General features: G+C 70.8%; 18 protein-coding genes. 9 read left to right on the top strand and 9 right to left on the bottom strand.

From position 1 onward, the window contains the following. Positions 1-7 precede the first annotated feature (7 nt). Positions 8-415 (bottom strand): winged helix-turn-helix transcriptional regulator, encoded by a 408-nt coding sequence (locus JOC24_RS01805; protein ID WP_205018306.1) that lies wholly within the window; start codon positions 413-415, stop codon positions 8-10. A gap of 130 nt (positions 416-545) precedes the next feature. On the opposite strand from JOC24_RS01805, the gene JOC24_RS01800 reads away from it, so the two are divergent. From JOC24_RS01800 to JOC24_RS01780, 5 genes are all read left to right on the top strand, one after another. After that, entirely contained in the window at positions 546-1,406 is an 861-nt protein-coding gene (locus tag JOC24_RS01800; protein WP_205018305.1) for an SDR family oxidoreductase, read from the top strand. Between the two features lie 117 nt (positions 1,407-1,523). Continuing rightward, on the top strand, positions 1,524-2,516 hold the full coding sequence (gene rarD, locus JOC24_RS01795; RefSeq protein ID WP_205018304.1) for an EamA family transporter RarD: 993 nt from the start codon (positions 1,524-1,526) through the stop codon (positions 2,514-2,516). 131 nt (positions 2,517-2,647) lie between these two features. After that, the gene (locus JOC24_RS01790) at positions 2,648-3,097 is read left to right on the top strand and encodes a hypothetical protein (protein WP_205018303.1); all 450 of its coding nucleotides are present in this window, start codon (positions 2,648-2,650) and stop codon (positions 3,095-3,097) included. A 109-nt stretch (positions 3,098-3,206) separates the two neighbouring features. Next, positions 3,207-3,656 (top strand): VOC family protein, encoded by a 450-nt coding sequence (locus JOC24_RS01785; RefSeq protein ID WP_205018302.1) that lies wholly within the window; start codon positions 3,207-3,209, stop codon positions 3,654-3,656. 66 nt (positions 3,657-3,722) lie between these two features. Beyond that, entirely contained in the window at positions 3,723-4,532 is an 810-nt protein-coding gene (locus JOC24_RS01780) for an HAD family hydrolase (protein ID WP_205018301.1), read from the top strand. Positions 4,533-4,590: 58 nt separating this feature from the next. Here the strand turns inward: JOC24_RS01780 and JOC24_RS01775 are convergent, their stop codons facing one another. The 5 genes from JOC24_RS01775 to JOC24_RS01755 form a co-directional block, all read right to left on the bottom strand. Beyond that, complete coding sequence (locus tag JOC24_RS01775; protein ID WP_205018300.1) at positions 4,591-5,241, bottom strand: TetR/AcrR family transcriptional regulator; 651 nt, start codon at positions 5,239-5,241, stop codon at positions 4,591-4,593. Positions 5,242-5,439: 198 nt separating this feature from the next. Continuing rightward, entirely contained in the window at positions 5,440-6,327 is an 888-nt protein-coding gene (locus JOC24_RS01770; protein WP_205018299.1) for an ABC transporter permease, read from the bottom strand. After that, positions 6,314-7,306 (bottom strand): ABC transporter ATP-binding protein, encoded by a 993-nt coding sequence (locus tag JOC24_RS01765; protein WP_205018298.1) that lies wholly within the window; start codon positions 7,304-7,306, stop codon positions 6,314-6,316. Before JOC24_RS01765 ends, JOC24_RS01770 begins: the two co-directional genes overlap by 14 nt. 129 nt (positions 7,307-7,435) lie before the next feature. Then, positions 7,436-8,668, bottom strand: coding sequence for a LolA family protein (locus JOC24_RS01760; protein WP_205018297.1), 1,233 nt, complete (start codon positions 8,666-8,668; stop codon positions 7,436-7,438). A 259-nt stretch (positions 8,669-8,927) separates the two neighbouring features. Next, the gene (locus JOC24_RS01755) at positions 8,928-9,938 is read right to left on the bottom strand and encodes a polyprenyl synthetase family protein (RefSeq protein WP_205018296.1); all 1,011 of its coding nucleotides are present in this window, start codon (positions 9,936-9,938) and stop codon (positions 8,928-8,930) included. A 156-nt stretch (positions 9,939-10,094) separates the two neighbouring features. Between JOC24_RS01755 and JOC24_RS01750 the strand changes: the two genes are divergently transcribed. The 4 genes from JOC24_RS01750 (at position 10,095) to JOC24_RS01735 (ending at position 15,704) form a co-directional block, all read left to right on the top strand. Continuing rightward, positions 10,095-11,594: a peptide MFS transporter gene (locus JOC24_RS01750; RefSeq protein WP_205018295.1), complete on the top strand. Its 1,500-nt coding sequence runs from the start codon at positions 10,095-10,097 to the stop codon at positions 11,592-11,594. Between the two features lie 9 nt (positions 11,595-11,603). Continuing rightward, entirely contained in the window at positions 11,604-13,598 is a 1,995-nt protein-coding gene (locus tag JOC24_RS01745) for a CocE/NonD family hydrolase (protein WP_205018294.1), read from the top strand. A 110-nt stretch (positions 13,599-13,708) separates the two neighbouring features. Beyond that, complete coding sequence (gene fahA, locus JOC24_RS01740) at positions 13,709-14,938, top strand: fumarylacetoacetase (RefSeq protein WP_205018293.1); 1,230 nt, start codon at positions 13,709-13,711, stop codon at positions 14,936-14,938. A 160-nt stretch (positions 14,939-15,098) separates the two neighbouring features. Further along, entirely contained in the window at positions 15,099-15,704 is a 606-nt protein-coding gene (locus JOC24_RS01735) for a Uma2 family endonuclease (protein WP_205018742.1), read from the top strand. 26 nt (positions 15,705-15,730) lie between these two features. Here JOC24_RS01735 and recQ read toward each other — a convergent pair whose 3' ends face one another. From recQ to JOC24_RS01720, 3 genes are all read right to left on the bottom strand, one after another. Further along, on the bottom strand, positions 15,731-17,749 hold the full coding sequence (gene recQ, locus JOC24_RS01730) for a DNA helicase RecQ (protein WP_205018292.1): 2,019 nt from the start codon (positions 17,747-17,749) through the stop codon (positions 15,731-15,733). A 117-nt stretch (positions 17,750-17,866) separates the two neighbouring features. Then, positions 17,867-19,531, bottom strand: a complete 1,665-nt coding sequence (nuoN, locus tag JOC24_RS01725; protein ID WP_205018291.1) for an NADH-quinone oxidoreductase subunit NuoN — start codon at positions 19,529-19,531, stop codon at positions 17,867-17,869. Then, positions 19,528-21,099: an NADH-quinone oxidoreductase subunit M gene (locus JOC24_RS01720; protein WP_205018290.1), complete on the bottom strand. Its 1,572-nt coding sequence runs from the start codon at positions 21,097-21,099 to the stop codon at positions 19,528-19,530. Before JOC24_RS01720 ends, nuoN begins: the two co-directional genes overlap by 4 nt. Positions 21,100-21,101 lie beyond the last annotated feature (2 nt).

Here is a 21,101-nt window from a genome sequence, read left to right as displayed (position 1 = left end):
CGCGCCGTCACCCCTGTCCACCGGGGCCCGGAGCCGACAGGCTCCGGGCCCCGTCGTATGTCTCGCGGGCACGCTCCACCGCTTCCAGCCGCCGTTCAGTCCACCGGGCCAGGCCCCAGACCTGCTCGGCGGCCTCCCTCCCCAGCGGGGTCAGCGAGTAGTCCACCCTCGGCGGGATCACGGGCTTGGCGTCCCGGTGCACGAAGCCGTCCCGCTCCAGCGTCTGGAGGGTCTGCGCCAGCATCTTCTCGCTGACACCGCCCACCGTGCGGCGCAGTTCACCGAAACGGTACGAACGCTCGAGCAGTGCGGCGAGCACCAGCACCCCCCAGCGGCTGGTGACGTGCTCCAGGACCAGCCGGGAGGGGCACATCGGCTGGTTGACGCTCGGGACTCCGACGGGACTTACGCTCATGGCAGTACCTTACTTCAAAGTGGGTACTTTCTTTTAGAAAGCGCACGCTCTAGGGTGAGTGACAAGAGTCCGCATCAGAGGATCCGCGCACCCGCCGGGCGACCAGGTCCGGGCACACAGGAGGAAACCCATGAGCATCGTCGTCACCGGAGCAACCGGCGAACTCGGCCGTCTCGTCGTCGAGCGGCTGCTCGCCACGGTTCCGGCGGAGGCCGTCGCCGCCGTCGTCCGCGACGAGCGGAAGGCCGCGGCCCTCGCCGCCCGGGGTGTCGAGATCCGAATCGCGGACTACGACCGTCCCGAGACCCTCGCCGGCGCCTTCCGGTCCGGCGACCGCGTACTGCTGATCTCGGGCAGCGAGGTCGGGAAGCGGATCGCGCAGCACACCGCCGTGATCGAGGCGGCGAAGGCCGCCGGCGTGGCGCAGCTCGCGTACACCGGCGTGCTGGGCGGCCCCGACGCCGACTTCCTGCTGGCAGCCGAGCACAAGGCGACCGAGCAGCTGATCCTCGACTCCGGGGTCCCGTACACCTTCCTGCGCAACGGCTGGTACACCGAGAACTACACGGCGAACCTGGGCCCGGTCCTGGAGCACGGCGCCGTCGTCGCCAACGCGGGCGAGGGGCGGGTCGCCTCCGCCACCCGGGCCGACTACGCCGGCGCGGCCGCGGCCGTACTGACGGGCGAGGGACACCTCGGCGCGGTGTACGAGCTGAGCGGTGACGTCGCCTGGTCGCTGGCCGAGTACGCGGCCATGGTCGCCGCCGCCAGCGGCAAGGACATCACCTACACGGAGGTACCCGCCTCCGTGCACCAGGAGATCCTCGTGAAGGCAGGGGTGCCGGCTCCGTTCGCCGAGATCCTCGTCGACGTGGACGAGGCGATCGGGCGCGGCCTGCTCGCGGGGACGAGCGGTGACCTGGCCCGTCTGATCGGCCGGCCGACGACCCCGGCGTCCGAGACGGTCGCCGCCGCGGTGGCCGCCGCCTGAGGGGCGCCCCTCGCGCTGTCACGACCGTTTCCGTGAGACGGCAATGACACGGAGGCACTTCCGGCGCTACCGTCGTGCAGTCGGCCCGTCGCCGACGCAGGAGCGCCGGGAGGGCCCGTGAAGGGGAAGAACGAACAGCGGGCAGGCCTGCTGTACGGCATCGGCGCGTACGGGATGTGGGGCCTCGTCCCGCTCTTCTGGCCTCTGCTGGAACCGTCGGGTGCGGTGGAGATCCTCGCTCACCGGATGGTGTGGTCGCTGGGTGCCGTCGGCATCGCCATGCTGTTCCTGCGCCGCTGGGCGTGGATCGGCGAGCTGATGCGTCAGCCCCGGCGGCTGTCGCTGATCGCGACGGCCGCGACCGTGATCTCGGTCAACTGGGGCCTCTACATCTGGTCCGTCAACAACGGTCACGTCGTCGAGGCGTCGCTCGGCTACTTCATCAATCCGCTGGTCACGATCGCCATGGGCGTCCTGCTGCTCGGTGAGCGGCTGCGGCCGGTGCAGTGGACGGCCGTGGCGACCGGCTTCGCTGCCGTGCTCGTGCTGGCGATCGGATACGGGCAGCCTCCGTGGGTCTCGCTGGTGCTGGCGTTCTCGTTCGCGACGTACGGCCTGCTGAAGAAGAAGGTCGACATGGGCGGCCTGGAGTCCCTGGCCGCCGAGACCGCGGTGCTGTTCGTGCCCGCACTCGGCTTCCTGCTGTGGCTCGGGGTGAGCGGCGACGCGACGTTCTTCGCCGAGGGCGCGGGGCACGGAGCCCTGCTCGCCTCGACGGGGCTCGTCACCGCGATCCCGCTCGTCTGTTTCGGCGCCGCCGCGATCCGGGTGCCGCTGTCCGTCCTGGGCCTGCTGCAGTACCTGGCACCGGTGTTCCAGTTCGCCCTCGGCATCCTGTACTTCCATGAGGCCATGCCCCCCGAGCGATGGGCCGGCTTCGCCCTGGTCTGGGTGGCACTGGTGCTGCTGACCTGGGACGCCCTGCGGACGGCACGGCGCACCAGGGCCGAGGCCCTGCGTCTGGCCGTACGGGCCGCCGAGGACGTGGCACCCATCGCGACGGCCTCCGCTTCGGCACCGGACATGGAGACCCCCGCGGTGAAGGGGTGACCGGGCCGTCCTTCGGCCGGGCGACGCCGTGCGGCGGCTTCCGGACGAGCGGCGGAGAGCGCGCGAGCCGGACCGGGGAGTAGGGGGCAGACATGGTGGACGGCACTCGCAAAGGCTGATTGAGTGCGCGCATGGGGACCGTCCTGAAGGACATGAGGCACGTGCGGTGGCATGAGCTGCGACATGCCCAGGGGTCCGCTTCCCAGGTCCCCGGGATGCTGTCCCGGATCGCCTGGGGCGACAGCGAGTCGGCCGATGACGCGCTGAGCGACCTGGGGCGGTGGATCGGCTCCCTGGCCGTGTTCGACGCGACGGCCGCCACGGTGCCCTTCCTGTGGGAACTCGCCGCCGTGGAGACGGTGAAGGACCGCGTGGGGGTGCTCGCCCTGCTGGGGACGATCCTCGCCCACGGCCACGCCCGCCACCCGGAGTGGACGAGGGACGCGCATCTGGCGGTCCAGGCCGGCCGGGCGACCGCCGAGCGGCTGGCCGGGGACGGCGACCCCGCGGTGCGCGCGGCGGCCGGGGAACTGCTGGGGGCGCTCGGCGGCCACGCGTGCACCGCCTGTCCGTCACGATGAGTTCCGGGGCCTACGGCCACGGCGGCCACGCCCCGGCGAGCCGGGAATCGACGCCGGTTCCGGCGTGCCCGTTGCCGGATCCGTCGGGTAACCACTATGAACGGTGTCCATGACTCTGCACTGGAAGCTCGTCATCGATGCCGGCGACCCGCACGCCCAGGCCGACTTCTGGGCCGAGGCCCTCGGCTACCTCGTCGAGGACAACAGCGCCCTGATCGAGGAGCTGCTCGGCGTGGGAGCGGTGACCGAGGCTGCGACGGTCGAGCCGCACGGCCACCGCGCCTGGCGCGATCTCGCCGCGGTGCGGCATCCGGATGATCCGTACGAGGAGAAGAGCGGGACCGGGCTCGGGCGACGGCTGCTCTTCCAGCGCGTGCCGGAGCCCAAGACGGTGAAGAACCGCCTCCACCTGGACGTCCACTCGGCCCCCGGGCAGCGCGAGACCGAGGTGGAACGGCTGGTGGGACTGGGCGCGAGTGTGCTGCGGAGCGTCGACGAGCCCGGGGGGTCGTGGCAGGTGCTGCTGGACCCGGAGGGCAACGAATTCTGCGTGCACTGACGGGAACTGCCCGTCCTCGCAGGTCAGCGACGTACGGCCGGAGAGCGATCTCTCTAGGCTGAGCTCATGTTCACGCCACCCGCCGCTTACACCCTGGTCGCCACGGATCTGGACGGGACGCTGCTGCGTTCCGACGACACCGTGAGTTCCCGCTCCCGGGCCGCCCTCGCCCGCGCCGCTTCGGCCGGGGCGCGGCACCTGATCGTCACGGGCCGCCCCGTGCCCGGCATCCGCGCCCTGATCGCGGACCTCGGCTACGACGGCCTCGCGGTCTGCGGGCAGGGCGCGCAGGTGTACGACGCGGGGTCGGCCAGGATGCTGAGCTCGGTGACGCTGGACCGGGAGCTGGCCGACACCGCGCTCGGCAAGATAGAGGCCGAGGTGGGGCAGGTCTTCGCCGCGGTGGACCAGGACGGCGCGGACGGTGTGACGCTGATCGAGCCGGGTTACCGCATGCCGCACCCCTCGCTCCCCGCTCAGCGGGCCGGGCGCCGCTCGGAGCTGTGGGCGGAGCCGGTCATCAAGGTCCTGATACGCCACCCCGAGCTGACGGACGACGAACTGGCCGCCGCCGCCCGCGGAGCGGTGGCCGATCTGGCGTCCGTCACGATGGCCGGCCCGGGAACGGTGGAGCTGGCGCCGTACGGCGTGGACAAGGGCACCGGGATCTCGCTGGCCGCCGGCCTGCTGGGGCGGGACCTCGCCGGGGCCGTGGCGTTCGGCGACATGCCCAACGACCTGCCGATGTTCCGCCTGGCGGGCCACCGGGTGGCGATGGCGGGCGCGCACGCCGAGCTGCGGGCGGCGGCGGACGAGATCACCCTCTCGAACGAGGCGGACGGTGTCGCGGTGGTCCTGGACCGGCTCTTCCCCTGAGACCACGCGCCCCCGGCGACCGGAGGACGCCTCGGCCGGGTGCCCGCCGGAGCGGACCTCAGCTCCGGGCGGCGGCGTCGCCCTGGGCGGGGACCTCGCCCGGGGTGCCTGCCGGAGCGGCGTCCCCGGCCCCTGCCAGGGACCGCAGGACGTGGGACACGAGCGCGGCGACCGTCGCCTCGTCCTGGGCCGGCGTACGCAGCACATGGCGGTAGTACACCGGGCCGTAGAGCATCTCCACCGCGAGCGGCAGGTCCGCGCCCGCCGGTACCTGCCCCTGTTCCTGGGCGCCGCGCAGGCGCCCCACGGCGGCCTCGAAACGGGGGCCGACCAGCTGCTCCAGGACCGCACGCGCGAGGTCGTCGTCGTGGTGCATCTCCGACAGGATGCCGGCGTATGCGGGGCCGTAGGGCGGGGTGGAGACCATCTTCACCGCACCGTTGATGTGCGTCCGCAGATCGGCTGCGATGTCACCGGTGTCGACGAACGGTGTGGCGCCGACGAACACCTCGGTGAACGCCTCCAGCATCACCGCGCCCTTCGACGGCCACCAGCGGTAGATCGTCTTCTTGCTCACCCCGGCGCGCGCCGCGATGGCCTCGATGGTGACCCGGCCGTACCCCTTCTCCGTGCACAGCTCCAGGGCGGCGTCCAGCGTCGCCCGTCGTGACCTCTCGCTGCGGCGCAGGGAACTCGGCGATGTGATCATTCGGTGAGCATAGGGGGATTACGCCCACCGCTTGTTGACAGGTCGTCGCCAGAAGTCGAACAATGACCAGGCTGGAAACGGAACGTACCGTGTCGTGACGTTCCGTGGAGCACACCGTTCGTGCCGTTCGTGCCGCGACGAGCCGATCGGGGGACGGCTCGACCGGCCGACGGTACGGGCGGCCCGTGCCCTCCTCGCTCAGACGCTGACGTCCTTCGTCGTGAAGCGCGCCCAGGCAGCGGAGCCGAACACCGCCGCGTACAGCGCCTGCAGACCCAGATTCCTGGTCATCTCGTCCCAGTACACCGGATCGCGCAAGAGGTCCGTGAAGGACAGCCAGTAGTGCGGGAAGAGATACGGGTGGATCCCGTCGAGCTGGGGCATCGTATCCAGGATCTGCACGGTGATCAGCACCCCGACCGTGGCCGCCATCGCCGCGATCCCGCTGTCGGTGAGCGTCGAGACGAAGAGGCCCAGCGCGGCGAAACCGATGAGGGACACCGCCACGGCGACCGCGATCAGTCCGGCCCGCAGAAGTCCTTCGCCGAAGCCGATCCGGGTCCCCGAGATCGTCGTGACCTCACCGACGGGAAAGAGCAGCGCCCCGGTCGCGAGCGCGGACGCCGCAACGACCAGGGTGGCGACCAGGCAGAACACCAGCACGGAGGCGTACTTCGCGAGCAGCAGCCGGGTGCGGCCCGCCGGTGCGACCAGCAGGTAGCGCAGGGTGCCGCCGCTCGCCTCGCCCGCGACCGAATCGCCCGCGACGACACCGACGGCCATCGGGAGGAAGACGGGGAGCGTCGCGGAGAACGCCGCGAAGACCAGGAACAGCCCGTTGCCGGTGACCTGGGAGAGGAAGGCCGGGCCTCCACCGCCGTCGGGCCCGCCCCGCGAGCCGTCGCCGGTCTCGATCCGGACGGCGATCCCGATCAGGACGGGCACGGCCGCCAGCACCCCGAGCAGGGCGAGAGTGCGCCACCGGCGGAGCGTGGTGGCCAGTTCGGAGCGGAGGATGCCGAACGCCCACAGCGCACGGAGCGGGGTGCGGGGTGCGGGTACCGCCGTGAGTTCAGCCTGCGACATCGAATCCCTCTCCGGTGAGTGCGACGAAGGCGTCCTCGAGCGAGGCCCGTTCGATGCCGAAGGCGCGTACGCGTACGCCGCCGCGCACGAGGGCGGCGTTGAGGTCCGCCGGCTCCACCCCGCCCGGTGGCGCGTCGGCGCTCACCCGGTCCCCGTCGGTCACGAGGCCCGTCGCCCCGTGTTCCGCCAGGATGCGGGCGGCGTCGACCGGGTCGGGGGTGGTGACGGTGAGCCGGCCGCGGGCGCCCGCGGCGAGTGCGGCGACGGGCCCCTGCACCAGGAGCCTGCCGCGGGCCATGACCGCCGCGTGGGTGCAGACCTGTTCGATCTCGTCGAGCAGGTGGGACGAGAGGAAGACGGTGGTTCCCTCCGCCGCCAGCTCCCGGACCAGGGAACGGATCTCGCGCATGCCCTGCGGGTCGAGGCCGTTGGTCGGTTCGTCCAGCACGAGCAGTCTGCGCGGCTGGAGGAGGGCCGCGGCCAGCCCGAGGCGTTGTTTCATCCCGAGTGAGTACGTCCTGGCCTTCTTGCCGGCCGCGGCGCCGAGTCCGACCCGCTCCAGGGCGTTCTCCACGCGCGTGCGCCGGGTACGCGGATCGGCCGCCGGGTCGGCGGAGTCGAAGCGTACGAGATTGCCGCGGCCCGTCAGGAACCCGTACAGCGCGGGCCCTTCGATGAGCGCGCCCACCTGCGGAAGCACGCTGCGGGATGCGGCCGGCATGGGGCGGCCCAGGACGTGTGCGGTGCCGGAGGTGGGGGCGATGAGCCCCATGAGCATCCGGATCGTGGTGGTCTTGCCCGAGCCGTTGGGCCCGAGGAAGCCGAAGACGCTTCCGGAGGGAACGGCGAGGTCGAGTCCGTCCACGGCCGACTGCCCGCCCCGGTAACGCTTGGTGAGCCCGCGCGTCACGATCACGCTGCCGGAGTCCGGCCCCGCGTCCGGCCCGGTGTCCGCCGTAGCGGCCGCTGTGTCGGTCATGCCCGCTCCCGGTCCGTCCCGCCGCGTCCGGCGCCCGTGTCGTACGCCCTGTGGCCGCCGCCCCGCCTCGCAGGACGAGCCGCCCCGCCGTACGGAGCGTACGACGGGGCGGGGTGTACGGCGTGCGTCCTACTCGGCGGCGTCGGCCGCCTTCACCAGCGCGTCCTCGGTGACCGCGCCGACGTAGACCTTGCCGTCGTCCGTGAGCAGCGCGTTGACCAGGCGCGTCCTGAAGACCGTGCCCGAGCCGAAGTCACCGCTGACCTTGTCGCCGAGCGCGTCGAGGAACTGCTGCGCCTGCGCGGGTACGTCGCCGGAGCCCTGGGCCGGCATCGCCGCCCCGCCGGGGAGCTCGATGGCGGCGACGGCGTTCCAGCCCTTGCCGATGACGTTGAGGCCCTTGAAGTCCTCCAGCGCGCCCAGGTCCTTCCGCGCCTTGTCCGCCGAACCCTTCTTCTCCGCCTCGGCCTGCAGCTCGTCGGCCTCGGTGACCTTCGCGCCCTTGGGCGGGGTGAAGGAGAAGGAGGAGGCGTCGGGCTTCGTGAAGTCGACCGACGTGAAGCCGGCGTCGACCGCGGCCTTGCCGCCGCTGCTCGGGGCCAGGGTGAACTTCAGCGGTACGCCGGTCGAGGCGTCGACCGCCACCGTGACGGAGCCGATCGTCGAACCGGACTGCTTCGGCTTGATCAGGAGCTTGTAGGCGTCGCGCCCCGCCACCTGCGCCGTGCCGTCGACGGTGACGGACGTGGTGTCACCCGCCGCGGCGAGCGCCTCCTCGGCGAGCTCCTTGGGAGTGCCCGGCATCCCCTTCGGCGTCTTGTGCTCGCCGGCCTTGCCGCCCGCACGCTCCTTCCCGTCGGACTCGGCGTGGTAGACCTCGTTGCTCTCGCTGTCGTAGCCCCAGACGTCATCCCCGTTGTGGACGAGGCTGTACTCCGAGCCCTCGCCGAGGATCGACAGGCGCTGCTTGTCGGGCCCGTCGGCCGCGACCCGGAGCGTGTGCGTACCGGACGCGAGCTCCATCAGCTTGGCGTCGGGGGACGCGCTCGACTCCCCCTGCTTGCCGCCCGGTGCGAACGAGCCCGCCAGCCCGCCGAGCGACGGGATGCCGAGGTCGGTGCTGACCTTCACCGTGCCAGACAGCTGCTCCTGGTCCGACGCGGCGATCTTCTCGATGAGTTCCTGCGCCGTGATGTCCGGCAGCTCCGGGTCGCCGGAGTCAGCGAGCGCCGGGACGAGCCCGATCGTCGCCGCCGCCACTCCCGCCACCGCGAACGGGACGATGTAGCGCGCCGCCTTCCGACGGCCCACGACAGTGCCCGTGGCCTCGCCGTTGGTCTCTGCGCTGTCGTTCGGTGCCATGTGTGCTCTACCTCCGTGGTCGGCGGCTGCCATCCCGTTGCACTCGTCCACTCCCCGCCGCCATTCTCACCCGATGTGGTCAGGAGTGGTTGTTCTCCATCTGACCAAATCGGGCGGGGTCAAGCGTCAGCCCTCGGGAGCAAGTGCGCGTACCTCTACGGGATGACCCCGGTGCCGCGCGGCCCGGCGAGCCCTTAGGGGTCCACCGGGCACGTGTGGGCCGGCCGAGGTTCTCGGGTCGGTCCCGCACGTGGTGGCGTCAGCCCGCGCGGTGCACCACGGCGTCGCACAGTTCTTCGAGTGCTGCCTTCGCGTAGCACTCGGGCAGCGGTGCCAGCACCGCGCGTGCCTCCTGGGCGTAGCGGACGGTGTCGCGCCGCGCCTGTTCGAGTGCCGGGTGGGCACGCAGCCCGCGCAGCGCCTGCGCGAGCCGGGCGTCGTCACCGAGGTCGCCGTCCAGCAGTTCCACGAGCGCCGTGTCCTCCGGACGCCCTTCGGCCGCCGCCCGCGCGCGCAGGTGGAGGACCGGCAGGGTGGGGATGCCCTCGCGCAGGTCGGTGCCCGGCGTCTTGCCCGACTCGTGGGAGTCGGAGGCGATGTCCAGGACGTCGTCGGCGAGCTGGAAGGCGATACCGAGACGCTCGCCGTACTGGGTCAGGATGTCGACGACCGACTCGTCGGCCCCCGCCATCAGGGCGCCGAACCGGCCGGCCACGGCGACCAGCGAGCCGGTCTTGCCACCGAGGACGTCCATGTAGTGGTCGACGGGGTCGCGGCCGTCGCGCGGGCCCGCGGTCTCGAGGATCTGACCGGTGACCAGGCGTTCGAACGCCTCCGCCTGGATACGGACGGCCTCCGGCCCGAGGTCGGCCAGGATGTGCGAGGCACGGGCGAAGAGGAAGTCGCCCGTCAGTACGGCGACGGAGTTGCCCCAGCGGGTGTTGGCGCTGTCCACCCCGCGGCGTACGTCTGCCTCGTCCATCACGTCGTCGTGGTACAGCGTCGCCAGGTGCGTCAGCTCGACGACCACGGCCGCGGGGACCACACCCGGCGCATCGGGGTCACCGAACTGGGATGCGAGCATCACCAGGAGCGGCCGGAAACGCTTGCCACCCGCGCTGACGAGATGCTGCGCGGCCTCCGTGATGAACGGGACCTCGCTCTTGGTGGCAGCCAGCAGCCCCGCCTCGACAGCGGCCAAACCGGCCTGGACATCGGCCTCAAGTGCCTGGTCCCGCACGCTCAGCCCGAACGGCCCGACGACGGTCACGAGGGGATCTCCTGTCTGCTGACGATCACACGGAATGTCGATGTGTCGCTGTCCTCAATCAACTCAGCGTATCCGGTCCCCTTTGGATCACCGTGGGCGCCTTCCCGCCACCGCCGGTATGTTCGGCATCAGCTCATACGATCAGGAGTTGTCGTTTTGTCCCACACCGCGACCGGTACCGAACCGGCCCAGCCGCCGCCCGGAGACGATCACGCCTTCTTCGGCCAGCCGCGGGGCCTGATGACCCTGTCCGGGCTGGAGGTCTGGGAGCGTTTCTCGTTCCTCGGGATGCAGGCCATCCTGGTCCTCTTCTTCGCCGACACGGTCTCCGACGGCGGCATGGGCATGGACCCTGGCACCGCCGCCTCGGTGTCCGCCGCCTACGGCACCCTCGTCTATCTCGTGTCGGTCGCGGGCGGCTGGCTGGCCGACCGGATCCTCGGTTCGTACCGCGCCGTCCTGTACGGCGGCATCCTCATCGCCTGCGGCCACTACGCCATGGCGGTGCCGACGGCCACCATGACCTGGGTGGGCCTCGGTCTGATCAGCGCGGGCACGGGCCTGCTCAAGCCCAATGTGGCCTCGATGGTCGGCAAGCTCTACGGCACCGAGGACAACCGTCGCGACGCCGGCTTCGCGCTGTACTACATGGGCATCAACATCGGGGCCTTCGCCGGCCCGCTGGTCACCGGCTGGCTGGGTGAGCACGCGAGCTGGCACTGGGGTTTCTCGGCCGCGGCGTTCGGTATGACGCTCGGTCTGATCCAGTACGTCGCCGGCCGGCGTCACCTGGCCGGGCGAAAGCACTCGGGGGAGTACGCGCTCGCCCCGGGGCCGATGCGCCGGGCCGTGCTGACGATCGTGGCCGGCGTCGTGGTGGTCGCGCTGGTGGCGACGGCCCTGGCACTGGCCGGCTGGCTCACGATGGACCGGTTCGTCGACGTGCTCACCCTCGTCTCGGTGATCGCACCCGTCGTCTACTTCGTCGTGATGTTCAGGAGCCCCCGGGTCACCGCGGAGGAACGCGGCAGGCTCCGGCCGTACGTCGTGCTGTTCCTGGCCTCCGTCGTCTTCAACTTCATCCTGTTCCAGGCCTACTCGACCATGATCCTGCTCGCCTCGACGAACGCCCGCGCGGAGATCTTCGGCTTCCACTTCCCGGCGAGCTGGTACGCCTCCGCGCTGGGTGCCTTCGAGGTCGCGCTGGCCCCTGTCGTGGCCGCCGTGTGGGCCAGGATGGGCCCGCGCCAGCCGCACGCCTCGAACAAGATCGCCATCGGGGTGATCCTCGGCGGTCTGTCCTTCCTCCTGATGGTCCTGCCGACCTCGGGTCACGCCGACGAGACCTACAAGATGGCCGCCTGGTGGATCGTCGGTTCCTATCTGCTGCTCGGCCTCGGGGACATCCTGCTGGAGACCTCCGGCATGTCCGCCACCACGAAGCTCGCCCCCAAGGCCTTCGCCAGCCAGACGATGGCGCTGTGGTTCCTGTCCCTGGCCCTCGCCAACGGCATCCAGGCACAGATCGTGAAGCTCTACGGCGAGGTCTCCAACCCCGCCTACTTCGGTGTCAATGGCGCCATCGCGGTGGCGGCCGGTGTGGCCGTCATCGCCGCCGCTCCCTGGCTCAGGCGCACCATGCACCCCGTCCACTGAGGTACAGCCATGCACATCCGCACCGATCTCCCGTACGAGACCACCCACGAGGACCTCTACATCCCCCTCGCGGACGGCACGCAGCTGTACGCCAGGATCTGGCGGCCGGTCACCGACGAGCCGGTGCCCGCGCTGCTGGAGTACCTGCCCTACCGGCTCAGCGACTGGACGGCGCCGCGTGACTGGCAGCGCCACCCCTGGTACGCGGGCCATGGCTATGCCTCCGTGCGCGTGGACGTCCGGGGGCACGGCAACAGCGAGGGCATGCCGGGTGACGAGTACGACGCGACGGAGCTCGCCGACGGGGTCGCCGTCGTGCACTGGCTGGCCCAGCAGGAGTGGTGCTCGGGCCGGGTCGGCATGTTCGGCATCTCCTGGGGCGGCTTCAACTCGCTCCAGATCGCCGCGCTCGCGCCGGAGCCCCTGAAGGCGATCGTGACCGTCTGCTCGGCCGACGACCGCTACGACAACGACGTCCACTACATGGGCGGCTCCGTCCTGGGCGTGGACATGCACGCGTGGGCCTCCACCATGCTGGCTTTCGTCTCGCGTCCCCCGGACCCGGCGGACGTCGGCGACGACTGGCGGGACATGTGGCTGCGGAGACTCGAGAAGGTGGAGCCGTTCATCCACACGTGGCTGGCGCACCAGACCCGCGACGACTACTGGAAGCACGGCAGCGTCTGCGAGGACTACGGCGCGATCCGGGCGAAGGTCCTGGCGGTGGGCGGCTGGCACGACCCGTACCGCGACACGGTCCTGAGGCTCGTCGAGCATCTGGACCCCGGGCAGGTACGCGGACTGATCGGCCCCTGGTCGCACCAGTACCCGGACCGCGGGCTCCCCCCGGGACCGGCCATCGGCTTCCTCCAGGAGACGCTGCGCTGGTGGGACCAGCACCTCAAGGACGAGGACACCGGGGTGATGAACGAGCCCCTGCTGCGGTCCTGGATCAGCGGCTCGCACCGCCCCGCCACCGTCTACGAGACGCTGCCGGGCCGCTGGGTCGGCGACGCGGCCTGGCCGTCGGAGAACGTCGCCCCGGTCACGTACGCCCTGGGGGGCGGGGCGCAGATCGTCCGGTCGCCGCAGCAGACGGGACTCGACGCGGGCCGCTTCTTCCCGTTCGGCAACGACGCCGACCTGCCGCCGGACCAGCGGGACGAGGACGCCAAGTCGGTGTGCTTCGAGTTCCCCGTCGAGGACGCCCCGATCGAGATCCTCGGCCGCGCCCGGGTGACGCTCCTGCTCCGGATGGACGTACCGCGCGGCCAGGTGATCGCCCGGCTCTGCGACGTGGCCCCGGACGGTGCCTCCACCCTGGTGACCCGCGGCGCCCTCAATCTGGCCACCCGTCACGGGCGCGACCGCGCGGAGGACTGGCCCGTCGGGGAGGCCGAATACGTGAACTTCGAGCTGAACGGCATCGGGCACACCTTCCCGCCCGGCCACCGGATCAGGGTCGCCCTCTCCTCCTCGTACTGGCCGTGGATCTGGCCCCAGGCCGGTTCGGCGGGCTTCACGCTGGAGGCGGAGGGCAGCCTCGTCGAGCTCCCGGTGCGCCGGCACACCGAGGACCCGGGCATCACCTTCGGCGCACCGGAGCAGGCGGAGCCGCTCGGCGTCGTCCACCCGGCCACGTTCGACGAGCAGCGTCCGGAGCGCCTGGTGGTCCGCGACGTCGCCAAGGGCGAGTGGCGTCTGGAGGTGGATCCGCGCTACGGCGGCACACGGATCTATCCCGACGGGCTGGAGTTCACCGAGGACGCCCTGGAGACGTACACGATCCAGCAGGACGACCCGCTGTCGGGCAGGGCCCGTTCGGACTGGACGATCCGGCTGCACCGGCCGGAGATGTCCTGGGACGTACGGGTCGAGACGCGTTCGGAGCTCAGCTCGGACGCCGACGACTTCATCACGTCCAACGAGGTGGTGTGCAAGGACGGCGACGAGGTCGTCTTTCACCGGACCTGGGAGAAACGGATCCCGCGGACGGCGGGCTGAGCAGGGTTATCACGTAACTTTCCGGGCATTACGCCTACTTGAGGCACTGCCGCCGACCGGCGACGGCGACGTAACGTGTTCCTCAAGCGACTGGAAAGGGGCAGCGACAGATGCCCGAGCAGAGCAGCCCGCTCGACCTGGCCGAAGGCGATCCCTTCGGTCCGCACAACCTTCCGTACGGTGTGTTCTCCACCCCCGGACACCCGGAGGACCGAAGGGTCGGAGTCCGTGTGGGCACACATGTGCTGGACGCCGGAGCGGCGGCCCACGCACTGGGTTCGCCCTACGCCAGACTGCTGGCCCAGCCGAGCCTGATGCCGCTGCTGGCGGCGGGGCGGACCGCGTGGCGGGACGTACGCCGGGCACTCACGGCGTGGGTGACGGTCCCGTCCCACCGCCCGGACCTGGAACCACTGCTGTACCCGCTCGACTCGGTGACCCTGCACCTGCCGTACGAGGTGGCGGACTACGTCGACTTCTACGCCAGCGAGCACCACGCGACCAACGTGGGGCGGATCTTCCGCCCGGACGGGGCGGCTCTCACCCCCAACTGGAAGCATCTGCCGATCGGTTACCACGGGCGTGCGGGCACGGTCGTCGTCTCCGGCACGGACGTGGTGCGTCCATCGGGGCAGCGCAAGGCTCCGGCCGACCCCGCCCCCGTCTTCGGCCCCTCGGTGAAGCTGGACATCGAGGCAGAGGTCGGCTTCGTGGTGGGCGTGCCGTCGGAGCAGGGCTCCCCCGTATCGCTCGGGGACTTCCGTGAGCACGTCTTCGGGCTCTCCCTGCTCAACGACTGGTCGGCGCGGGACATCCAGGCCTGGGAGTACGTGCCGCTGGGCCCGTTCCTCGGCAAGTCCTTCGCCACTTCCGTGTCGGCGTGGGTCACCCCGCTGGAGGCCCTGGACGCGGCCCGCACGGCACCTCCCGCCCGGGACCTCGAGCTGCTCCCGTATCTGGAGGACGCGGACGACGAGGAGCCGGGCGGCTTCGACATCCGGATCTCCGTGGAGATCAACGGGCAGACCGTCTCCGAGCCGCCGTTCGACTCCATGTACTGGACGGCCGCCCAGCAGCTGGCGCAGATGACGGTGAACGGCGCCTCGCTGCGCACGGGAGACCTGTACGGATCGGGCACCGTCAGCGGCGCGGAGCCGGGGCAGCGCGGCTCCCTGCTCGAACTGACCTGGAACGGCCGCGATCCGCTGGACCTGGCCGAGGGCAAGCGGACGTTCCTGGAGGACGGCGACACCGTCACCCTGACCGCCTGGGCCCCCGGGCCGCACGGCACCCGGGTCGGGCTCGGCGAGGTCACCGGGCGGATCACCGCCTCGTCGTGAGCGAACCCCGCGCCCACGCTCCCCGAGGCACTGCTGCTCGGGGAGCGTGGCAGGGTGATGGTCAACGACGCGTGAGTCGCTCACACGTTTGGGCGGCCTTGGTATGTTCTCGCCGGATACGCTGGACCCACCCGCGAGACTCCGCCCCATGGGAGCACTGATGCGCATCGAACCCGAGGCCCCCGAGCCGCGGTGGGCGGTCCCGCCCGTGGGCGGCTGGACCGCCGATGACCTGGACACACTCCCGAATCTGCCTCCGCACACGGAGCTGATCGACGGGAGTCTGGTTTTCGTGAGTCCGCAGACGTTGTTCCACACGCGGGCGGTCGACTTCTTCAACTGGCAACTGCAGTCACTGGCACCGCCTGTGCTGGAAGTCGTCCGGGAGTTCACCATCGATATCGATTTTCAGAATCGGCCGGAACCTGATGTCGTCGTGGTACACGCGGACGCCGTCGAGAGTCTGCGGCAGACACGGTTCCCCGCACAGAACGTGCTGCTGGCGGTCGAGGTCGTGTCGGACGAGTCCGTCACCCGGGACCGGGAGACCAAGCCCGTGAAGTACGCGCGGGCCAGGATCCCGCACTACTGGCGAGTGGAGAACCAGGACGGCCGGGCGGTCGTGTACGTCTTCGAGCTGGAACCCGCCACCGGCGCCTACACCTCCACCGGGATCTTCCACGACCGGATGAAGGTCTCCACACCCTTTCCCGTAGATCTCGACCTGACGGCGATCGTCTCCCGCCGCCGGGCGCCCACGGAGTAGGACCGGCCGGGCGGGCCACCCTGGGTTCAGTCGAACTCCGGGGGCTCCTCGTCCCAGCCGAACTCCGGATCCGGGTCGGGAGTCCGCGGAGCCGGCCGAGTCGCCGGCTCCGGTGCCGATGCCCGGGACAGAGCGGGTGCGGGGGCCGCCGAAGCCTCCGGTGCGGACGTCGCCGGTGCGACGGCCGAGGGACCCGAGTCGTCCAGCGCCGACAGCACTTCCAGGACCCCCTCGCCGTACGTCGCCAGCTTCTTCTCGCCGAGCCCGCTGACGCCTCCCAGCTCCGCGAGGGAACCGGGTCGCAGGGTGGCGATCTCCCGCAGGGTCGCGTCGTGGAAGATCACGTAGGCCGGGAGGCCGAGCTCCTTGGCCTGGGCGCCGCGCCAGGCGCGCAGCGCCTCGAAGACCGGGACCGCCTCCGCCGGAAGGTCGGCCACCGCCGCGGCCGACTTGGCCTTGCGCTCGCCCGTCCCGCCGGACCGGGCCGTGGGACGCTTCGGCTCCTTGCGGAGCAGGACCTCCCGCTCCCGGCCGAGCACGGAGCCGCTCTCCTCGGTCAGCACCAGCGTGCCGTACTCGCCCTCCACGGCCAGCAGCCCCTGGGCCAGCAACTGGCGTGCCACACCGCGCCACTCCGCCTCGGCGAGCTCCTCGCCGATACCGAAGACCGACAGCTGGTCGTGGTCGAACTGGATGGTCTTCGCCGTCTTGCGGCCCAGCAGGATGTCGATGACCTGGCCGGCCCCGAACTTCTGGTTCCGCTCCCGCTTCAGCCGGACGATGGTGGACAGCAGCTTCTGGGCGGCCACCGTGCCGTCCCAGGTCTCGGGCGGGGTGAGGCAGGTGTCGCAGTTGCCGCAGGACTTCTCGGCGGGCTCCTGGCCGAAGTACGTCAGGAGCTGGGCGCGGCGGCACCGGACGGTCTCACAGAGCGCCAGCATCGAGTCGAGGTGCGAGGCCGCCCGGCGTCGGAACGCCTCGTCGCCCTCGCCGCCCTGGATCAGTTTGCGCTGCTGGACGACGTCCTGGAGCCCGTAGGCCATCCAGGCCGTGGAGGGCTCCCCGTCCCGTCCCGCGCGGCCGGTCTCCTGGTAGTAGCCCTCGACGGACTTGGGCAGGTCGAGGTGGGCGACGAAGCGCACGTCGGGCTTGTCGATGCCCATGCCGAAGGCGATGGTCGCGACGACGACCAGGCCCTCCTCGCGGAGGAAGCGCGACTGGTGGGCGGCGCGGGTCCCGGCGTCCAGACCGGCGTGGTACGGCACGGCCTCGATGCCGTTACGGCAGAGGTACTCGGCGGTCTTCTCCACCGAATTGCGCGAGAGGCAGTAGACGATGCCCGCGTCGCCCGCGTGCTCCTCCTTCAGGAAGGTGAGCAGCTGCTTCTTCGGGTCGGACTTCGGCACGACGCGGTACTGGATGTTCGGGCGGTCGAATCCGGCCACGAAGTGCCTGGCGTCGGGCATGCCCAGCCGCTGGGTGATCTCCCGGTGCGTGGCGTCGGTCGCCGTGGCCGTCAGCGCGATGCGCGGTACGTCCGGCCAGCGCTCGCCAAGGACGGACAGGGCCAGGTAGTCGGGGCGGAAGTCGTGGCCCCACTGGGCGACACAGTGCGCCTCGTCGATCGCGAAGACCGAGATCTCGCCGCGGGCCAGCAGGGAGAGCGTCGAATCGAGGCGCAGCCGCTCGGGGGCCAGATACAGCACGTCGAGCTCACCGGCGACGAACTGGGCCTCCATCGAGCGACGCTCGTCGAAGTCCTGCGTGGAGTTCATGAAGCCGGCGCGGACACCGAGCGCGCGCAGGGCGTCCACCTGGTCCTGCATGAGCGCGATCAGCGGGGAGATCACGACGCCGGTCCCCTGCCTGACCAGGGCGGGGATCTGGTAGCAGAGGGACTTGCCGCCGCCGGTCGGCATCAGCACGACCGCGTCGCCGCCCTCGACGACGTGCTCGATCACCGCGCCCTGCTCGCCGCGGAACGCCTCGTACCCGAACACCCGGTGCAGCGTCTGCTGCGCAGCGCTCTCGGTCGTCACACTCATGGTCGCGCCCGTCCGTCCGTCTTCACCCGTCACCGGCAACCATAGGCGCCGCCTACGACAACGCCGGACGGGCTTGACTTTCCAAGGCCCGTCCGGCGTCGCCGCGCGTACTCGTCGTTACCGCACGAACACTCCCGCCTGGCTCGCCAGGTCGAGGAAGTACTGCGGGGCCAGCCCGAGCACCAGGGTCACGGCGACTCCGACCGCGATCGTGGTCATGGTCAGCGGGGACGGGACGGCGACCGTGGGGCCGTCCGCCTTCGGCTCGCTGAAGAACATCAGCACGATGACCCGGATGTAGAAGAAGGCGGCGATGGCCGACGAGATCACACCGACGACGACGAGGCCGCTCGCGCCACCGTCCGCCGCTGCCTTGAAGACGGCGAACTTACCGGAGAAGCCCGAGGTGAGCGGGATGCCGGCGAAGGAGAGCAGGAACACCGCGAAGACCGCCGCGGTCAGCGGCGAGCGGCGGCCGAGCCCGGCCCACTTCGACAGGTGCGTCGCCTCGCCGCCCGCGTCGCGCACGAGCGTGACCACGGCGAAGGCGCCGACGGTCACGAAGGAGTACACGGCCAGGTAGAAGAGGACGGACGAGATGCCCTCGGGGCTGGCCGCGATGACACCGGCGAGGATGAAGCCCGCATGGGCGATCGAGGAGTATGCCAGGAGCCGTTTGATGTCGGTCTGGGTGATCGCGACGATCGCCCCGCCCAGCATCGTGACGATCGCGACACCCCACATGACGGGGCGCAGGTCCCAGGTGAGACCGGGCAGCACCACGTAGAGCAGGCGCAGCAGCGCACCGAACGCGGCGACCTTCGTGGCCGCCGCCATGAAGCCGGTGACCGGGGTCGGGGCGCCCTGGTAGACGTCCGGGGTCCACATGTGGAAGGGGACCGCGCCGACCTTGAAGAGCAGGCCCATGAGGATCATCGCCGCGCCGATCAGCAGCAGCGCGTCGTTGCCCATGGTGCCCGCGAGGGCCGGGTCGATCTGCTGGACACTGCCGTCGACGACGTTTGCGATGCCCGCGTACGAGACGGTGCCCGAGTATCCGTAGAGCAGGGCGATCCCGAAGAGCAGGAACGCCGAGGAGAAGGCGCCGAGCAGGAAGTACTTCACGGCGGCTTCCTGCGACATCAGCCGCTTGCGGCGGGCGACGGCGCACAGGAGGTAGAGCGGGAGGGAGAAGACCTCGAGCGCGATGAAGAGCGTCAGCAGGTCGTTCGCCGCCGGGAAGACGAGCATGCCCGCCACGGAGAAGAGGGCGAGCGGGAAGACCTCGGTCGTGGTGAATCCGGCCTTGACCGCGGCCTGCTCCCCGTCGCTGCCGGGCACCGAACCGGCCTGGGCGGCGAAGGAGTCCACACGGTTGCCGTGCGAGGCCGGGTCGAGGCGTCGCTCGGCGAACGTGAAGACGGAGACCATGGAGACGAGCAGGATGGTGCCCTGGAGGAACAGGGCCGGCCCGTCGACCGCGACCGCGCCCATCGCGGCGATGTGCGCGTTCTTCGTGGCGTACCCGTCGGCGGCGAGACCCACCACCGCGGCGAAGGCGGCGGCGATCGCGACGACCGTCAGGAACACCTGGGTGGTGTAGCGGGCCCGTCGCGGGACGAAGGCCTCGACCAGGATTCCCAGGACGGCGGCACCGACCACGATCAGGACGGGCGCCAGCTGGGCGTACTCGATGGTCGGCGCCGTGAACTTGTCGCCCGGGGCGGCGGATGTCACCTCCCCCGCCATGGTCCACAGGCTGTGGACAGCTGTTGCGCTCACTTGGCGGCCTCCACCTCGGGCTGGGGGTCCTTCTTCTGTACGTCCTGCATGGTGTGCTGCACCGCCGGGTCGACGACCTCGGTGAGCGGCTTCGGGAAGACGCCCAGGAAGATCAGCAGGGCGATCAGCGGAAGCGCCACCGCCAGCTCACGGACCTTGAGGTCGGGCATGCCCCCGATCCCCTCCCTGACCGGCCCCGTCATCGTCCGCTGGTAGAGGACGAGGACGTAGAGCGCGGCGAGCACGATGCCTACGGTGGCGATGACGCCGGCCACCGGGTACGCGCTGAACACACCGACCAGGACCAGGAACTCACTGACGAACGGGGCGAGGCCGGGCAGCGACAGGGTGGCCAGACCGCCGACGAGGAAGGTTCCGGCAAGGAGGGGCGCCACCTTCTGCACCCCGCCGTAGTCGGCGATGAGCCGGGAGCCCCGCCGGGTGATCAGGAAGCCGGCGACCAGCATCAGCGCCGCCGTCGAGAGTCCGTGGTTGACCATGTAGAGCGTGGCGCCCGACTGGCCCTGGCTGGTCATCGCGAAGATGCCCAGCACGATGAAACCGAAGTGCGAGATCGACGCGTAGGCGATGAGCCGCTTGATGTCGCGCTGACCGACGGCGAGCAGGGCGCCGTAGACGATGGAGATCAGCGCCAGGACGAGGATCACCGGCGTAGCCCACTTGCTGGCCTCCGGGAACAGCTGGAGGCAGAAGCGGAGCATCGCGAAGGTGCCGACCTTGTCGACGACCGCGGTGATCAGGACGGCCACCGGGGTGGTCGCCTCCCCCATCGCGTTGGGCAGCCAGGTGTGCAGCGGCCACAGCGGGGCCTTCACCGCGAAGGCGAAGAAGAACCCGAGGAACAGCCACCGCTCGGTGGAGGTCGCCATGTCCAGCGTTCCGTTGGCCCGCGCCTCGGCGATCTCGGAGAGCGAGAAGCTCCCCGCGACGACGTAGAGCCCGATGACGGCGGCCAGCATGATGAGCCCGCCGGCCAGGTTGTAGAGGAGGAACTTCACGGCCGCGTAGCTGCGCTGTGCCGCAGCGTTCTCGTCGCTGCCCGAGTGCGCCCGGTCCCCGAAACCGCCGATGAGGAAGTACATCGGGATGAGCATGGCTTCGAAGAGGATGTAGAAGAGGAAGACGTCGGTGGCGACGAAGGACAGGATCACCATCGCTTCGACCATCAGGATCAGGGCGAAGAAGCCCTGGGTCGGCCGCCACCGGGAGCTGTTCGTCTCCAGGGGATCGGCGTCGTGCCAGCCGGCCAGGATCACGAAGGGGATCAGCAGCGCGGTGAGCGCGAGGAGCGCCACCCCGATGCCGTCGACTCCCAGTTCGTAACGGACACCGAAGTCCTTGATCCAGGCGTGCGACTCGGTGAGCTGGTAGCGGTCGCCACCCGGTTCGAAGCGGGCGAAGACGATGCCCGCGAGGACCAGGGTGCCCAGCGAGACGGCCAGGGCGAGCCACTTGGCCGCGGTGCGCCGGGCGGCCGGGACGGCTGCGGTGGCGATCGCGCCGATCGCCGGGAGCGCCGCCGTCGCTGTCAGGAGGGGAAAGGACATGG

Origin of the sequence: Streptomyces sp. HB132, assembly GCF_016909575.1 — a bacterium.
Lineage (GTDB): Bacteria > Actinomycetota > Actinomycetes > Streptomycetales > Streptomycetaceae > Streptomyces.
This window is presented reverse-complemented; position numbering and strand designations above follow the sequence as displayed.

Excerpts from the sequence above, each read along its gene's own strand:
- recQ (WP_205018292.1), bottom strand. The coding sequence starts at position 17,749 with ATGAGTGTGACGACCGAGAGCGCTGCGCAGCAGACGCTGCACCGGGTG.
- JOC24_RS01780 (WP_205018301.1), top strand. The coding sequence starts at position 3,723 with ATGTTCACGCCACCCGCCGCTTACACCCTGGTCGCCACGGATCTGGAC.
- JOC24_RS01800 (WP_205018305.1), top strand. The coding sequence starts at position 546 with ATGAGCATCGTCGTCACCGGAGCAACCGGCGAACTCGGCCGTCTCGTC.
- JOC24_RS01735 (WP_205018742.1), top strand. The coding sequence starts at position 15,099 with ATGCGCATCGAACCCGAGGCCCCCGAGCCGCGGTGGGCGGTCCCGCCC.
- JOC24_RS01745 (WP_205018294.1), top strand. The coding sequence starts at position 11,604 with ATGCACATCCGCACCGATCTCCCGTACGAGACCACCCACGAGGACCTC.
- JOC24_RS01765 (WP_205018298.1), bottom strand. The coding sequence starts at position 7,306 with ATGACCGACACAGCGGCCGCTACGGCGGACACCGGGCCGGACGCGGGG.
- JOC24_RS01720 (WP_205018290.1), bottom strand. The coding sequence starts at position 21,099 with ATGTCCTTTCCCCTCCTGACAGCGACGGCGGCGCTCCCGGCGATCGGC.
- JOC24_RS01790 (WP_205018303.1), top strand. The coding sequence starts at position 2,648 with ATGGGGACCGTCCTGAAGGACATGAGGCACGTGCGGTGGCATGAGCTG.
- JOC24_RS01760 (WP_205018297.1), bottom strand. The coding sequence starts at position 8,668 with ATGGCACCGAACGACAGCGCAGAGACCAACGGCGAGGCCACGGGCACT.
- JOC24_RS01785 (WP_205018302.1), top strand. The coding sequence starts at position 3,207 with ATGACTCTGCACTGGAAGCTCGTCATCGATGCCGGCGACCCGCACGCC.
- JOC24_RS01770 (WP_205018299.1), bottom strand. The coding sequence starts at position 6,327 with ATGTCGCAGGCTGAACTCACGGCGGTACCCGCACCCCGCACCCCGCTC.
- JOC24_RS01775 (WP_205018300.1), bottom strand. The coding sequence starts at position 5,241 with ATGATCACATCGCCGAGTTCCCTGCGCCGCAGCGAGAGGTCACGACGG.
- JOC24_RS01805 (WP_205018306.1), bottom strand. The coding sequence starts at position 415 with ATGAGCGTAAGTCCCGTCGGAGTCCCGAGCGTCAACCAGCCGATGTGC.
- fahA (WP_205018293.1), top strand. The coding sequence starts at position 13,709 with ATGCCCGAGCAGAGCAGCCCGCTCGACCTGGCCGAAGGCGATCCCTTC.